Source organism: Pseudoalteromonas sp. SCSIO 43095, assembly GCF_023650455.1.
GTDB classification, from domain to species: domain Bacteria; phylum Pseudomonadota; class Gammaproteobacteria; order Enterobacterales; family Alteromonadaceae; genus Pseudoalteromonas; species Pseudoalteromonas tetraodonis.
Window position 1 is genome coordinate 1693088 of the sequence record NZ_CP087995.1, and the last position, 16407, is coordinate 1709494.

Genomic DNA, 16407 nt, shown 5'->3' on the forward strand with positions numbered 1-16407 from the left:
AACAAAGGAATAACGTATGTTATTCCTCTTTTTTTACATCGCTGGTGTAAATAAGCTCTATGTTGACTATTTTACTGCGGTTTAAGGTTATTTTGTAACGCTGATAGAGTGTTTTATCCGGTTCGGTTAGAACCAACACCATGTTTAACTGATAGCGCCTTTCTACTCCCTGTTTAGAAATTTTATTGTTTTCTAAATGGTAGAGCTTCCCTTCCCCCTTTTTTAAATAACGTGCAAATGGTGCAAGATTAAATTGCAATGTTTGTTGTAAGCTATCGTAGCCCGGCAAAAATTCTTTGGCACTTACCCGGGTTTCACTAGCAAAGTGCAACCATTGTGCCGCTTGTTTGTTTTGCTGACGACGCTTAGAAAAAATCTTCCTCACTTCTTTAGGGATTTTTTTAAAGCGCGTGTACTCTAACCAAATAAACTGACTCGCCACTTTATCTTTTGTGATACTGTTTTTAAAAATAAAGCGCCATTTTGGCCGCCCTCGCACAATAGCACGCCAAATAATACGGGTAATATCTTCTTTAAATATTTCTCTCAGCCCGTAAATAACCCCTAAAATTAGAATTAATGAAGCGGTTATTTCAGTAAAGGTAGAACGCGCATTGAGTATTACCACCATCACAAAAGCCATTATAACAGCTGTTACAGAGCCTTTTACTAACCGCTTTAAATAGCTATTAAGATAGCGTGTTTGGCGCTGTAAAATCACTCCATGCTCTATTAAACGCTGGAGTAAACGCATCTTATTAGTAATTCTGTTGGCGTCTTTAAGTGTTGAATCAGAATTATATTGCTGCTCTTCTCGATACTCACTCTCTGACTTACAAAAGTTTAATAAGTCATTTCGCTCTTTAGCGTAATCGCTACTACGCGGGCCTTCATCAAGTAGCTTTAAAAACGTTTGTTCAATTTGCCAGCTTAGGTAGTTATCAGCATTGGTATAAAACGGGATCAGCTTTTCGTTATCTGGGGTGTAACGTCTGAGTTTTCTAAGTAGGCTTTGGCTTTGCTCGCAAAGCTCCATGGCTCGTTGATAAAACTCATCGCTTTCTTGAATTTTTAACGCATCTTTAATATCAGCATCAATTGCCAGACGCACTTGATAACAATATAGATTTAAATTTTGTCGGTAATCTTGCTGTTCGCCTTTGTTTTTACTCACAAAGCGGCTTCGTACCAATGGAAGATGAATGTTATTCGCGTTATAGGCTACAAAAGATTTAAATTGGTTATTAAAGTAAGACTCTTCGCTGAGTGTTTGCGCGTTAATACCCATTTCATTTGGGATAGAAAAATAAAGATCGAGACGCTGCTCTGCACGCGGTGATAATTGCGGTTCAATAACAAACGATAAATTTTCGTCTTGCTTTAACAATGATGCCTCCTTTGGTTATCTGCCTGAGTTTACGTGCCTCTTTAATTTTGTTCAACAAAAAAGGCCTAGTAAAAACTAGGCCTTTTAATAGTTCTAATGAATTAAAATTAGAATTTAACGTTTACGCCAGCGAATAAACGACGACCTAACGTATCAAACGTGTACGGGTCAGTGTTTGAATCGTTATTACCTGAGTAATACGGTGGCTCTTTATCAAATAAGTTATTAACACCTGCAGACAATGTCACTGTATCATTAATTAAGTAAGATCCACTAATGTCATGGTACACAACTGAAGGCGTTGAAGGTGCATAACATGTCTCACCATCAATACATGCGAAGCTATCTAGGCCAGCAATGTAGCGTGCTTCATAAGTTGCATCCCAGTTATCTCCTTTAACTGTTAAGTTAAAGTTTGATTTGATATCTGCGTAACTACCAGCGCCACCCGTAATGTAACCAGCGTAATCTACAACAGCACCCGTATCAACAACGTATTCATCTAAATATGTTGTATCAAGGCCAGCTCTCCAGCTTAGGCCTAATGCATCAAATGAATACTTCAGATTTAAGTCAATGCCAGATGTTTTTTCAGAACCAATATTACGAAGCTGATTATTGAACACAATTCGACCATCAGCTTGTAAAATTGCACCTGTGCTTGCACAAAGTTCGTTTGAACTGCTGTTTGAATTACCAATACATTGATCAACAACGAATTGGTTGTTGTATGTTGAAATAGCATTTTCGATTTCAATGTCGTAGTAATCTACGGTCATTGAGAAACCTTCAAACCATTGTGGTTCGTACACCACACCAAACGTTAAAGTATCAGCTTCTTCTGGTGTTAGATTTTGATTACCGCCCACAGTTACTTCTGCCTGGCTATCAGCACCTGGGTATTTTACTTGCTCATAAGATGGCGCATTACCTGAGTAAAGCTCATCTACCGTTGGAGCACGGAATGCGGTTGAACGTACGCCACGGAACATCAATTCATCATTTGCTTTCCAAGTAAAACCAAGTTTCCATGTTTCATCAGAACCAAAAGTGCTGTAATCAAACGCGCGGATTGCCGCACTTAATTCAACATATTCTGCAAATGGAAGCTCAGATAGTAAGGGTAATGCAAACTCAACATAAGCCTCATTCACATCAAACCCACCACTTGTTGGATCTACACGTGGATCGTTACCTAGACCTTGAGCAGCAATTGAATCAGGGTTATACCATGCCTTTTCTTGGCGACGCTCTACACCCGCTGCAAATGCAGCATAACCTGCAGGTAACTCAAACATTTCACCAGATAATGAGGCTGCCAAAATAAATAACTGGCTTCCACCTGAGTTTTGCTCTGTGTATATATAATCTTGAATGTTTTCTTGTGACCAAGATGCCTCATTTAAGGGCTTAAATGTACCTGCAGCTAAGTCTTCTGTGATTGCAGAAACGTTGTGCAGATTACTCATTTTATCAACAGAATCATTGCGACCAAAGTTTGCTGATGCATCCCATGAATAATCACCAATAATACCTTCAGCACCCACAACAACACGAACAGTATCAACTGTTTGCGATAAGTCACGAGTACCACTTTCAGCCATGCGACGACGGTAGCTTATTTCATCACCATAGGCGTAATTAGTCGGTGTTGTAACGTAATTATCATTAGCATCTTTTACAAATGCACCGTTAACGACTTGTCGCTTATCATAAGTTTGTGACAGTAAGCTGTCACCCATATCTTCGGTATATTTAAAGCCAAAGTTGATAGGCTGTGGTGCTAACTTTTGCTCTGACCAGCGCTTAGTATAGGTAAACTCGCTGAAAAGCATTGTGTCATCATTTAGTTCATAATTACCTAAACCTGTGATGTTTAAGCGTTCCATAGGTGTGTATAGGTAGCTTTTAGACGCATAGTTGTATGCATCGTTTTCATCGGTATAGCGGTGTAAGTTACCGCCAAGGCCACTTAAACCAGCATCGTCAGCAACACCCTGCTTCTCGATTTCACCTTTATCGTTGATGATATTAGCTGTATTAACATTGTAAATATGGCCGCCTTCGCTGAATGAAGAACCGCCACAGAAAAGTCCATTTTCGCCTTCAAATAAAGGACATGATGAGAAACCACGATCACCTTGACTTGCTTCACCACGATCAGTGTATTGAATACCAAAAACCATATTACCTTTGTCAAATGTTGTACCTAAGGTAAAGTCGATTGATGTTTCTGACGCATCATGTTTTGAAGTCATGGCTGTGTTGACGTTTAAATCTAAACCTTCAAAGTCATTTTTAAGGATAATATTTACAACACCAGCTACAGCATCTGTGCCGTATACTGCAGAAGCACCGTCTTTAAGTACTTCAATTTGTTTGATCATTGATACTGGAATAGTATTTAAATCAACCGTTGAAGCCGCACCAGTACCTGAATTGATCATACGACGACCATTAACAAGTACTAAAGTACGTTGTGAACCTAAACCACGTAAATCTATAGATGCACCACCGCCAGAGCCATTATTAACGCCAGGGTTTGTCATTGCACCACCCGTAGCCGTCATTTGTTGTAATACGCTATCTACAGATGTTGCACCTGATGCTTTAATTTCATCGGCACCGATAAGTGTAACTGGGCTAGCCGTTTCCATATCTGAACGCTTAATACGAGAACCCGTTACTTGAATTTTTTCAATTGACTTTGCTGCTTCGTCTGCAGCTAAAACTTGAACACTTGAGAACATTGGGATTGCTGCAATTACAGCTAAACCAAGAGTTGATTTTTTCATGGATGAACCCTACTTGTTGGAAATTTACCTAAATTGGTAATGCTCACTTTTATGAGAATTTTGAGTGAGCGGGAGCAACTTAGGCGTCTTTAACTGAATGAAAACTTAATGAGCGATCACGGTACAATCAATAAAAATTAAGACGTCCCGCGAAAGGAACAAAGGTTACAGTATGTTTCATTGTTAATTAATAAAAACACTTTATAATCAATAATTAAAGACCAAGCAATCACATAAAAAACACAGCTGAAATCAAATGAGTAGAGTTTGTAATCAAATGTAATTATTACATTAATGTGCCCTAAACAGGAAAATTAACATGTTAATCACAGCTCGTTATTAAAACGGTAAAACTAGGTGTTAATTACTAACCATATTTATGCAAGTAGATTGTTTATTTAGTCTGAATTTTTTTGTTATAAGTTTTAATCATGCAAATTCTATGTGTATTGAAGGTTTAAGACGGGCTGCCAATCAAACTAAAAACGGCTATTAAAGTGGGTCCATTAGATAAATCTACATACAAATGATATAGGTGCTTTATTGCACGTATGAGCACAATTGAAAAAGTAAGCCAAGCAGAGCTTAAGTTATAAACTTGGAAGGTAAATAGGTATGTAAAGCTTTATTAAGAATGGTTATTTTATCAGATGTACTTTAATTGCAAATAACTATTAAATGTGAGGCATTTGGTTTTGCCGCTATAATTTTACGGGAATGGCGCAGTTAAAAACCACGCCTGAGTAGAAAGCCTTTAATAGGTAACGTTAAAAAAATATTCAACATTTTCACTTATGCCAGTGTTTGTATCGACAGTAGTAAGAATAAGCTTCCACACCATGTTTTTTTCCGAGCAAATCCCTACCATAGTATTAGCTACCCAAACGCTGCCCTGATTTCTAAATTGTACGGGAATGTAACCCATATACATAGTTACCCCCTCCAATTTAGCCGCTGTTATTGTTACACCAGTCGGTAACTGAGTGTAAATTGAAAACGGTGTCTCTGGTGATAGGGTTTCTTCGTTTAGCCAAACTTTAACTTGATTTGGAAAAATACACGGGTTGTTATTTTTACACTCTGTTTGTGATTGATTTACTTTTGATGCTGATGTTGATGTTGATCCAGAAAAGTCACAACCTAGTAAGAATAGTAAAAAAGAAAGTAAACATACTCTATATATATACATGCAGGTTCTCAAAGTATCTAATGTATTAGTCCAACATTTGGGCACGTTGGTTGATTATCGGTTTTAATGAGTTAGTAAAGTACAAATCACCTCAAAAAATAGACAGCAACTTAATAAAGTTTGATTGATGTCATATTATTACGCAATTGGCCTATCTTTTTAAAGCCAAAAAATTTATCATTTCAACTGCAAAAAAAACAAGTAATTCTCGAGATTATTATCTGTAACAACCATATATTGTGGGTTTTAGATAGTATACTTTGGAATAATAGTAGGTCCTACTTTTACAAGTAGGTAATTCATTTCTAAACGCATTTATTGCAGCGGAAGCCAGAAAATGAGCCAAACAGTAGCATCACAAACTGAGTACAATTATAAAGTTGTACGCCAATTCGCTATTATGACAGTGATTTGGGGCATCGTTGGCATGGGTATTGGGGTTCTGATAGCTGCCCAATTAGCTTGGCCAGCTCTTAACTTTGACACACCATGGTTAACTTACTCTCGACTTCGTCCGTTACACACGAACGCAGTAATTTTCGCATTTGGTACAAGTGCACTTTTTGCGACGTCTTATTACGTCGTACAACGTACATGTCAAACGCGCCTTCTTTCAGATAAATTAGCCGCCTTCACCTTTTGGGGTTGGCAGTTAGTGATTGTTCTAGCAGCAATTACTTTACCTATGGGTATTTCAAGTTCTAAAGAGTATGCAGAACTTGAGTGGCCTATCGATATCTTAATTGCTGTTGTTTGGGTAACGTACGCTGTTGTATTTATGGGCACTATTGCAAAACGCAAAGTAGCGCATATTTATGTAGCTAACTGGTTCTATGCTGGTTTCATTATTACTGTTGCTGTTCTACATATTGTTAACAGCATGGCAGTCCCAGTTTCATTGACTAAATCATATTCAATCTATGCAGGTGCCGTAGATGCAATGGTTCAGTGGTGGTATGGCCACAACGCAGTAGGCTTCCTTCTTACTGCTGGCTTCTTAGGTATGATGTATTACTTTGTACCAAAGCAAGCGGGTCGCCCTGTTTACTCATACCGTTTGTCGGTTGTTCACTTTTGGGCACTTATTTCTCTTTACATTTGGGCAGGTCCTCACCACCTTCACTACACTGCGCTTCCTGATTGGACGCAAAGCTTAGGTATGGTGATGTCTATTATCTTATTCGTACCGTCTTGGGGTGGTATGATCAACGGAATTATGACGCTCTCAGGTGCATGGCATAAGCTACGTACTGACCCTGTTTTACGTTTCTTAGTGGTTTCATTGTCTTTCTACGGTATGTCGACGTTTGAAGGCCCGATGATGGCAATTAAATCTGTTAATGCGTTATCGCACTACACAGATTGGACTGTAGGTCACGTTCACTCAGGTGCATTAGGTTGGGTTGCGATGATTTCTATCGGTGCTATTTACCACCTTATCCCTGCGTTATTCTCGCAAGGTCGTATGTACAGCATTAAATTAATCAATACACACTTCTGGTTACACACAGTGGGTGTTGTTTTATACATTGTTGCAATGTGGATTTCAGGTGTAATGCAAGGTCTAATGTGGCGTGCAGTTAACTCTGACGGTACATTAATGTACAGCTTTGTACAATCGTTAGAAGCCTCTCATCCTTTCTATGTTATGCGTTTCTTAGGCGGTGTATTCATCGTTACAGGTATGCTGGTTATGGCTTATAACGTTTATCGTACAGTTTCAGCGAAAAATAACTCGTTAGAACTTGATGAACAAGCGCAGTTAGCATAACGGAGTTAGATAATGAGCAATAAAAATTCACAAAACAAACACGAAATTATCGAGAAAAACATTGGCCTCATGGCCATCTTGACTGTTTTCGCAATCAGCTTCGGTGCATTAGTAGAAATTACGCCGCTAATGTTCCAAGACGATACAACCAAGCCAGTGGATGGGTTACGCCCGTTAAATGCACTCGAGTTTGAAGGTCGCGACATTTATGTGCGTGAAGGTTGTGCTAACTGTCACTCTCAAATGATCCGTCCATTTCGTGATGAAGTTGAGCGTTACGGTCACTACTCTGTAGCAGGCGAGTCAGTATGGGATCACCCTTTCCTTTGGGGTTCTAAACGTACTGGCCCTGACTTAGCACGAGTAGGTAAACGTTACTCAGATGATTGGCATTATGCGCACTTAATGGATCCACGTGCCGTGGTTCCTGAGTCTAATATGCCAAGTTTCCCTTGGTTAGCAGAGAACACGCTTGATACAAGTCTGACTCTGAAAAAACTACAAATTTTCCGTGACACGTTTGCTATTAATCCAGAAAACCCAAAACACCAGGGTCTAGGTTATGGCAGTGACGAGGAATTAATCGCTGACATTGCTAAAGTTGATGCAATGAATGACGGTAAAGGTGCAACAGAAATGCAAGCCCTTATTGCTTATTTGCAACAACTTGGCACACATTTGAAGTAGATTATTATGGACTACGGGACATACAGAGGCATTTTGACTCTGGTAATTTTAGTATTATTTATTGTGATTGTTGGATGGGCATATAGCAAGCGTAGTAAAAGTCGTTTTAAAGACGCTGCTAATGTCATATTTGAAGATGAAAAAAAACACAACAATACACTCTCTAACGAGGAAAAGGGGTCTGAGAAATGACTAGCTTTTGGAGTATATGGGTTATTGTATTAACCCTTGCATGCTTAATCATTATCTTTGGTCTACTAGTTTGGAACTTAAAAAACTATGTAGGCGTAAAAGAAGGTGAAAGCTGTGGACATGAGTTTGACGGCATTGAAGAATTAAACAATCCACTACCAAAATGGTGGACTTACATGTTCTTCGCAACCTTTGTGTGGTCTGTTTATTACTTAGCAGCCTACCCAGGTTTAGGTAACTGGGAAGGTTTAGCAAAATGGACAAGCTCAAACCAAGGTATTACCTCTTTAACTGAATCGAAAGAAGCAGTCATTGAAGCTAAAGAAGATGGCCGTTTTGTAAAGCTAGATGCTGAATACCGCACTGCTGAAGAACGTTTTGGTCCTATTTTTAATGAATTGGCTCAAATACCTGTTCTAGATTTAGTAGAGTCTAAATTTGCTGGTGATGCAGCACAGCAAGTTGCGCTAGAAAACGGCACTACGCATGAGCAAACGCAAGGCCAACTCGCTGTTGAAATTGGTCAACGTTTGTTCTCACAAAACTGTGCACAATGTCATGGCTCTGATGCTCGTGGTGGTACTGGCTTCCCTAACCTTACTGACAACGATTGGTTGTACGGTGGTTCTCCTGACAAGATCAGAGAAACATTACTTTTAGGTCGTGTTGCAGCAATGCCACCTTGGGGTGATGCATTAGGTGAGCAAGGCGTTAAAGAAATGACGGCTTACGTACTTAGCCTATCTGGCCGTACTGTTAACCAAAAAGATGCCGATGCAGGTAAAGCAAAATTTGCTATGTGTGCTGCGTGTCATGGTCCAGATGGTAAAGGTTCAGTTGCCCATAACCTACCGTTTGGTGCACCAAACTTAACTGATAACATTTGGTTATACGGTGGCTCTCAACGCGCTGTTGAAGAAACACTTAACCATGGCCGTGCTGGTGTAATGCCTGCATGGAAAGAGATTTTAGGCGAAGATAAAATTCACCTATTAACTGCTTACGTTTACAGCTTATCGCAAGATAAATGACGATAAAGTTAACAAAACGTTTCAGTTTTAATCTTTTTATTTCAGTAGATTAATTCAGATCAAAAAAGCCTCCACTCGGAGGCTTTTTTTTAGTCTTTTCATTCTATTTATTATAATATAGCCGCACATTAATTAATTTTAGAGCGACTATGCAACCGACTCCGTGGTATAAAAATTTTTGGCCTTGGTTTTTAATCTTCTTTCCTTTAGCTGCAATTATTGGCTGCATTAGTTTATTTATTACAGCCATTGGTAACGGCCCAGATATGGTTGTAGATGATTACTATAAAAAAGGCAAAGCAATCAACTTAGAACTCGTTAAGTTTGATAAAGCAAAAGCGTTGTATTTACATGGCGACCTAAATGTATCAGATAAGCGTGTAAGCTTTAAATTTACCAAAGGCGATACCAGTAATATACACGCATTAAGATTGTCGTTTTTTCACCGAACTATAAAAGCACAAGATTTTGAAGCTACCCTCACTCCAAATGCTAATCAAGAGTTCACTGCATTATTAGAAAGCTATAAACCAGGCGCATATTCGGTATTTATTGAACCCGTTGATAACAGTTGGAAAATGAAAGAAAACGTTAGTTTACCAACCACCGCCACCGTTTTAGTGACTCCTAACTATAAGTAGTATTTAGTATGTCTAAAAATTGCTTTCATTGTCTTGAAAGTGTGCCTGCTGGATTTAGCGCACATGTTGTTATAGACAATACCGCTGAGCCAATGTGTTGCATTGGCTGCCAAGCTGTTGCACAAAATATCATTGACCAAGGGATGACCGACTACTACAAATATCGCACTGTTAGTGCCGGTAAAGTAGAGCAACTCGTCCCAGAACAACTCGCTTTTATTAAAAGCTATGACAATGAAGATATTCAAGATGAGTTTATCAGTACGCATAACGACAACTCTGAGGTGCTTCTCAGTGTTGAGGGCATTACCTGCGCAGCCTGTGCCTGGCTTATTGAAAAGCAATTACTTAACCTTAAATCGGTAAAGCGCGTTGATGTAAACACCTCAACAAATCGCGCTATGATCCAATGGGATAAAAGCGCAACCCCTTTAAGTGAGCTAATCACCTCACTGGCTGAAATAGGCTACAAAGCCTATCCATTCCAATCAGATTTAGAAGCCCAGCAAAAACAACAAACAGCCAAAGCGTATATTCGCCGCCTCGGCGTGGCAGGCTTAATGACCATGCAAGTGATGATGTTTGCCTTTGCTATGTACTTTGGCATGTTCTCTGGGATGGACAGTAATTTTGAACAATACTTTAGATGGATCAGCTTGATCCTTGCAACGCCCGTAATTTTATACAGTGCCCTGCCCTTTCTAAGTAACGCAATTAACGGCTTAAAAGCAAAACAACTGAATATGGATTTACCGGTATCATTGGCGATTTTTGGTGCCTATGGTGCAAGCTGTTACGCCACGGTAATGGAAGTCGGTGAAGTTTACTTTGAATCTATTTGTATGTTTACCTTTTTACTCTTATTAGGTAAATACTTAGAATTTAGAGCGCGTTTAAAGGCCAGTGAATTTACAGCCAACTTACAAAAGCTACTGCCACTGACTGCCCGTACACTCGATGAAAACGGCAAAGAGCACATAATTGCCGCTAAAAAGCTCAAGCTTAACGATATCGTTTTAATAAAAGCAGGCGAAACTATCCCTGCCGATGGCATCTTAGTCAAAGGCAGCACCAGTGTTGATGAGTCTATGATGACTGGTGAACATCAGCCAGTACGAAAGTATATTGATCATAACGTATATGCGGGCACGGTTAATCATGATGGTATTATTGAAATAAAAATCAATAAGCTTGGCCAAAATACCCTGCTTAATCAAATTATTCGCCTGCAACATAATGCCCTAACAAAACGCCCACGGTTAGTAGAAATTACCGACAAAGTAGCGCAGTGGTTTGTCGCGGTATTACTGGTATTTGCCTCTCTAACCGCCATTGGCTGGTATCAAATTGACCCTGATGTTGCTTTTTGGATCACTATATCGGTGTTAGTGGCCACCTGCCCGTGCGCATTAAGTTTAGCTATTCCAACCGCGTTAACCTGTGCTGTGGCTACCTTAACTCGTAAAGGAATATTAATTAAGCAAGCACATGTGTTAGAAACCCTATCAAAGCTTACTTTAGTTGCTTTTGATAAAACAGGTACGCTTACGCAAGGTAAATTTAGCCTCGACGTTGTTGACATACTTGATGATAACTACAGCAAAGAGCAAATTCTTGATATTGCAGCACAGCTTGAGAGCTATTCTGAGCATCCTATTGCTAGTGCCTTTAAAGAGTTTAAAGGTCAGCGTAAATTTGACGGTGTACAACTCCATCCCGGGGTTGGGATCAGTGCTCAATACGATAATACGCATTACGCCATTGGTAAAAGTGGCTGGTTTGATACCAAAAAAACCAATGCGCAAGCTACCCTTTACATAAACAAGCAACCTGTTGCACGCTTTTACTTTATTGATAAAGTAAAAACAGATGCCGATAAACTCATTAACTCGTTAAAAGCTGCCAATCTAAGTTGTCATATGCTAACAGGTGACGCCTCAGCTGCCGGTGCCAAGGTGGCTAAAAAATTAAAGCTTGATTCAGTACAAGTCAGTTGTAGTCCAAAAGATAAACAAGTCGCAGTTGAACGCTGGTCAACTCAAGGTGAAGTTGTTGCTATGGTTGGCGATGGCGTAAACGACAGCCCAGTCTTTGCCAGCGCCCATTTATCTATCGCCATGGAAACCGGTGCCGATATATCTAAAAACAGTGCTGATGTTGTATTGCTTAACAGTGATTTAGTCTCTATTGATCATTTGTTGACGATTGCTAAGCAAACACGGCGTATAATTAAGCAAAACCTAGCGCTTTCTTTATTATATAATGGCTCTATATTGCCGCTTGCTGCTATGGGTTTAGTTGCGCCTTGGATGGCGGTAATTGGTATGTCTGCCAGCTCTATTATTGTGATATGTAATTCACTAAGGCTATTAAAGTTATGAGCATAATTTATATTTTAGTTCCTATCGCTATCTTGTTTGTACTAATTGCCATTGGCGTGTTTTTTTGGGCAGTAAAAGGCGAGCAATTCTCTGATTTAAACAAGCAAGGCCACAGTATTTTGTTTGAAGACGATAAAGAGCAACATAATAAAAGTAATGATTGACCCGATTTTTGTTAGTGCTTTTTTAATGGGGTTGATTGGCAGTGGCCATTGCATTGCTATGTGCGGCGGCATTGCCAGCTCATTACAGTTAGCCAGTAACAAGCGCCAAACTTGGTTATACTCTCTAGCCTATAATAGCGGTAGAGCGCTAAGTTATATGCTAGCTGGTGCCCTTGTTGCCGGTATTAGTAGTCAATTTGCCACACAAAACTCGGCCTTTGCGCTGTTTTTATCATTTTTAGCGGGCGTGTTTATGTTACTGGTCGGCGTTTATATCATGCGCTTAGCCGCGACATTACAATGGCTCGAAAAACTTGGCAAAACCCTCATTTGGCAGCACTTAATTAAACTTAATAAATATTTAATGCCCATTGATTCTCCACTAAAAGCGCTTGGTTATGGCGCGCTATGGGGCTGGTTACCGTGCGGCTTAGTATATTCTGCGCTCACATGGGCGATGACCAGTGGCACTGCCATAAATGGTGCTCTGGTTATGCTGGCATTTGCCCTAGGTACGTTCCCTGCCATGATCACCTTAGGTGTGGCTGCACAAAAGCTCAATACGCTTTATAATCACCCTTGGACGCGAATAATATTAGGCAGTGTTATCATTTGGTATGGTATCTACCTTCTGATCATTGCAACAGACAAGCTAGTGCATTAACATTGGTAAACGTTGTGCATAAAAATTTAACGGATTGAACTTATGGATTTTTCTCAAAGTCGTGCTAAAGGTAATTGTGCCATTAGCTGTAATAACTGCAGTATTAGCCAGTTATGTTTACCATTTTCTTTAAATGGCCAAGAAATGGATAAACTTGATGAGATCATTGAGCGAAAAAAACCATTACACAAGGGTGACTACTTATTTGAATCGGGCGCACCTTTAAATGCAATTTATGCAGTTCGTTCGGGGTCGTTTAAGTCGTATACCTTGTCAGAGCAAGGAGATGAACAAATTACAGGCTTTCATTTAGCGGGCGACCTTGTTGGTTTTGACGCCATCAATAAAATGCAACATCAAAGTTTTTCTCAAGCACTAGAAACCTCAATGGTATGTGAAATTCCCTTTGTAACTCTTGACGAACTAGCCGGTAAACTGCCTAAATTGCGCCAACAGATAATGCGTTTAATGAGTAGCGAAATAACCTACGATCAAGAAATGCTATTATTACTTAATAAAAAGTCTGCTGAAGAACGTCTTGCTAGCTTTATTTATAACTTATCAGAGCGTTTTGGTGAGCGTGGTTTTTCACGAAAAGAATTTAGATTTACTATGACTCGCGGCGAAATTGGTAACTACTTAGGTTTAACAGTAGAAACTATCAGCCGTTTATTAAGCCGTTTTCAAAAAGCCGACTTAATTAAAGTAGAAGGTAAATTTATTACTATTTTAGATAATGACGCTTTAGCTAAAACGGCTGCGATTGTTAAGCCTCGTTAATAATCGCTTCTCATTTTAAAATTAATCCTACCCTGAATTGGAGCGTAATTATTGCAATTATGCTCTATCTCTACTAACACTTTGAGTAGAGGTATTAACCATTCACTTTTAATACTCGATGAATGAATTGTCTGGCTCATTTTTTAATATAAAAGCAAAAACGAGTGGATTCACTGTAGAAGACAACACTTTAATAAAACCTGAGAATAATTAAATTTTTATAAAGCCGTACATGCTTTTATACAAGATAAAGAGTTTTAAAATTAGAGAAACTTTATTTCTTGATATAGAACAAGAATATTAGTGCTACCCCTTTAACTGTTGTGTATTTGCGTTACACTCAAGGTATAACTGTTAAGTGAATGGAGTAGCACAATGGAAACGATTAAACGTATTATCGCGGTTATTGACCCAACTAAAGACGATCAAAATGCCCTCGCGCGATCAATAGATTTAGCCAAAAAATCAGGGGCTAGCATTACCGCCTTTATGACGGTATACGATTTCTCTTACGAAATGACTACTATGCTCTCTGGTGATGAACGTGAAGCAATGCGTAAAGCGGTGTTAAAAGATCGCGAACTATGGTTAAAAGATCTTGTCTCTCCTTATCAAAACATTAATATTAATACCCAAGTCATTTGGCATAACCGCCCTTACGAAGCCATTATTAATACCGTTATTAATGATAAATATGACCTAGTGATCAAAGGTACTCATCAGCATGGTGCGCTTAAAGCGGTTATTTTCACGCCAACAGACTGGCACTTAGTCAGAAAGTGCCCAACCCCTGTATTATTTGTAAAAGATATGGCGTGGCCAGCACATGGGAATATTTTAGCGGCTGTTAATGCAGTCAGTGAAAATGATCAGCACCTGTCACTTAATAAACGCATAATTAAAGATGCACAATTTTTATGTGAACTGGCTAATGCTAAACTTAACTTAGTCAATGCATACCCTGCTACACCGGTTAATATAGCCATAGAGATCCCTGAGTTTAACCCAGGGTTATATAACGAATCAGTTAAAAAACATCATATTGAATCAACCAATGAACTCGCTAATGAGTTTAACCTAACCTCTGATCAATGCTTTATTGAAGAGGGATTGCCAGAAGATGTGATACCGGATGTTGCAAAACGCTTAAACAGCGAATTAGTGGTTATTGGCACGGTCGGACGGACTGGCTTAAGCGCTGCCTTAGTAGGCAACACTGCTGAGCATGTTATTGACAGCCTTGATTGTGATGTACTTGCACTTAAACCTGATGGGTACGTAAGCCCGCTCGCAGAAAGTTAGCGTTTGCAGTAGCTCCCATATTACATATGGCATATAATACGTCCCTTTATTTTTAGCAATTAATTTTGCCGTACTATTTATAAGGGGGCGTAGTGTCTCATTCTGCTCAAGCCAAAGCTCAATACAACTTAAATAAGCTTCAAAAGCGTTTACGCCGCCTCACAGGTCAAGCTGTCATGGACTTTAACATGATTGAAGAAGGCGACCGCATTATGGTGTGCTTATCGGGTGGCAAAGACAGCTACACTATGCTCGACATGTTGCAACATTTACAACGTGTTGCACCTATCAAATTTGATTTATTTGCAGTAAATCTCGACCAAAAACAACCTGGTTTTCCTGAGCATGTGCTTCCTGAGTATCTTGATAATTTAAATATTGAATACAAAATTGTAGAAGAAGATACCTACAGTATTGTTACTGATATTATTCCTGAGGGTAAAACAACCTGCTCGCTTTGCTCTCGCTTGCGCCGTGGTATTTTATATCGCACGGCTAAAGAGTTAGGTGCGACTAAAATTGCACTGGGCCATCACCGCGATGACATGATAGAAACCTTGTTTTTAAATATGTTTTATGGCGGAAAACTAAAAAGTATGCCGGCTAAACTAATGAGCGATAACGGTGAGCATATGGTTATTCGCCCACTGGCTTATTGTAAAGAAGCCGATATAAGCAAATATGCGTTCAGCCAAGACTACCCTATTATTCCGTGTAATTTATGTGGCTCACAAGAAAACTTACAGCGTAAACACACTAAAAATATGCTGGAGCAATGGAATAAAGAGCACCCAGGTCGTGTAGAGAGTATTTTCACCGCCATGCAAAACGTTGTGCCTTCACACTTAGCTGATAATCAATTATTTGATTTTACCAACTTGCAAACGGGTGACATTATTGATGGGGGCGATATCGCGCTCGATAAACCAGATATTCCAAAAGCGCCAGTTAATCATGAACAAAATGAAACAAACCAAGCCGACGTGGTTACCATTAATTTAAGCTAATTTTTAAGGGTTTGCAGTAATGCAAACCCTTCTCTTTGTTCTATGCTGCTACTGACCAGCAGCTAATCCTTGTAAAAACTCTAAACTCTGCATTTCTTGTTTGTTTGCCTGATAAGGCAACTGTTGTAAGCTGTCGTAAGCAAAATCATCAATAGTAAACTCGCTAATTTCACTTTCACCAAAACTGTTAAGCTCACCTGAGCTTGGCGACATACGTTCAATAACAAAGTCCCTCAACCGTAAGTCATTCGTTTGCTTGGGCAAAACAGACCAATGCGCTTTAAAGTCAATTTGCTGACTGCCCTCATTTAAACGTGCTTTAGCAACTAAATGTGCTAATGGCGAGGTGCCACTGTATAAGTTAGCTCTTAAACGGTATAAGCCACTTTTTATCGAAATTTTCCGAGAAAACCCAT

At 39.4% G+C, this 16407-nt stretch carries 14 protein-coding genes and 1 pseudogene; 11 read left to right on the top strand and 4 right to left on the bottom strand.

Going from position 1 to position 16407, the window contains the following annotated elements; translation table 11 throughout:
• Positions 1-19: 19 nt before the first annotated feature.
• From LOC50_RS08005 to LOC50_RS08015, 3 genes are all read right to left on the bottom strand, one after another.
• Positions 20-1387: a hypothetical protein gene (locus LOC50_RS08005; RefSeq protein WP_036983009.1), complete on the bottom strand. Its 1368-nt coding sequence runs from the start codon at positions 1385-1387 to the stop codon at positions 20-22.
• 107 nt (positions 1388-1494) lie between these two features.
• The gene (locus tag LOC50_RS08010; RefSeq protein WP_013464672.1) at positions 1495-4182 is read right to left on the bottom strand and encodes a TonB-dependent receptor; all 2688 of its coding nucleotides are present in this window, start codon (positions 4180-4182) and stop codon (positions 1495-1497) included.
• 754 nt (positions 4183-4936) lie between these two features.
• Positions 4937-5371 carry a hypothetical protein gene (locus LOC50_RS08015; RefSeq protein ID WP_036983011.1) on the bottom strand — a complete coding sequence of 145 codons (435 nt, stop codon included), beginning with the start codon at positions 5369-5371 and terminating at the stop codon, positions 4937-4939.
• Positions 5372-5708: 337 nt separating this feature from the next.
• On the opposite strand from LOC50_RS08015, the gene ccoN reads away from it, so the two are divergent.
• The 11 genes from ccoN to ttcA all read left to right on the top strand — a co-directional run bounded on the left by ccoN (position 5709) and on the right by ttcA (position 15991).
• Positions 5709-7142, top strand: a complete 1434-nt coding sequence (ccoN, locus tag LOC50_RS08020; protein ID WP_010389600.1) for a cytochrome-c oxidase, cbb3-type subunit I — start codon at positions 5709-5711, stop codon at positions 7140-7142.
• A gap of 12 nt (positions 7143-7154) precedes the next feature.
• Positions 7155-7829 carry a cytochrome-c oxidase, cbb3-type subunit II gene (gene ccoO / locus LOC50_RS08025; protein WP_036983014.1) on the top strand — a complete coding sequence of 225 codons (675 nt, stop codon included), beginning with the start codon at positions 7155-7157 and terminating at the stop codon, positions 7827-7829.
• Positions 7830-7835: 6 nt separating this feature from the next.
• On the top strand, positions 7836-8021 hold the full coding sequence (locus LOC50_RS08030) for a cbb3-type cytochrome oxidase subunit 3 (RefSeq protein WP_010389598.1): 186 nt from the start codon (positions 7836-7838) through the stop codon (positions 8019-8021).
• Positions 8018-9052 (top strand): cytochrome-c oxidase, cbb3-type subunit III, encoded by a 1035-nt coding sequence (gene ccoP, locus LOC50_RS08035; protein WP_036983016.1) that lies wholly within the window; start codon positions 8018-8020, stop codon positions 9050-9052. The genes LOC50_RS08030 and ccoP overlap by 4 nt, the downstream gene beginning before the upstream one ends.
• 149 nt (positions 9053-9201) lie before the next feature.
• Entirely contained in the window at positions 9202-9693 is a 492-nt protein-coding gene (locus LOC50_RS08040; RefSeq protein ID WP_036983017.1) for a FixH family protein, read from the top strand.
• Between the two features lie 8 nt (positions 9694-9701).
• Positions 9702-12074 carry a heavy metal translocating P-type ATPase gene (locus LOC50_RS08045; RefSeq protein WP_036983018.1) on the top strand — a complete coding sequence of 791 codons (2373 nt, stop codon included), beginning with the start codon at positions 9702-9704 and terminating at the stop codon, positions 12072-12074.
• On the top strand, positions 12071-12238 hold the full coding sequence (gene ccoS / locus LOC50_RS08050) for a cbb3-type cytochrome oxidase assembly protein CcoS (RefSeq protein WP_008109812.1): 168 nt from the start codon (positions 12071-12073) through the stop codon (positions 12236-12238). Before LOC50_RS08045 ends, ccoS begins: the two co-directional genes overlap by 4 nt.
• Positions 12231-12902, top strand: a complete 672-nt coding sequence (locus LOC50_RS08055; RefSeq protein WP_036983020.1) for a sulfite exporter TauE/SafE family protein — start codon at positions 12231-12233, stop codon at positions 12900-12902. Before ccoS ends, LOC50_RS08055 begins: the two co-directional genes overlap by 8 nt.
• 42 nt (positions 12903-12944) lie before the next feature.
• A complete protein-coding gene (locus LOC50_RS08060; protein ID WP_036983021.1) occupies positions 12945-13682 on the top strand; it encodes an FNR family transcription factor in 738 nt (245 codons plus the stop codon).
• 375 nt (positions 13683-14057) lie between these two features.
• Positions 14058-14984, top strand: a complete 927-nt coding sequence (gene uspE / locus LOC50_RS08065; protein WP_036983022.1) for a universal stress protein UspE — start codon at positions 14058-14060, stop codon at positions 14982-14984.
• Positions 14985-15076: 92 nt separating this feature from the next.
• Entirely contained in the window at positions 15077-15991 is a 915-nt protein-coding gene (ttcA, locus tag LOC50_RS08070) for a tRNA 2-thiocytidine(32) synthetase TtcA (RefSeq protein WP_036983024.1), read from the top strand.
• Positions 15992-16039: 48 nt separating this feature from the next.
• Here ttcA and LOC50_RS08075 read toward each other — a convergent pair.
• A pseudogene (locus tag LOC50_RS08075) lies at positions 16040-16384 on the bottom strand (hypothetical protein); the annotation flags it as partial.
• Positions 16385-16407: the final 23 nt, after the last annotated feature.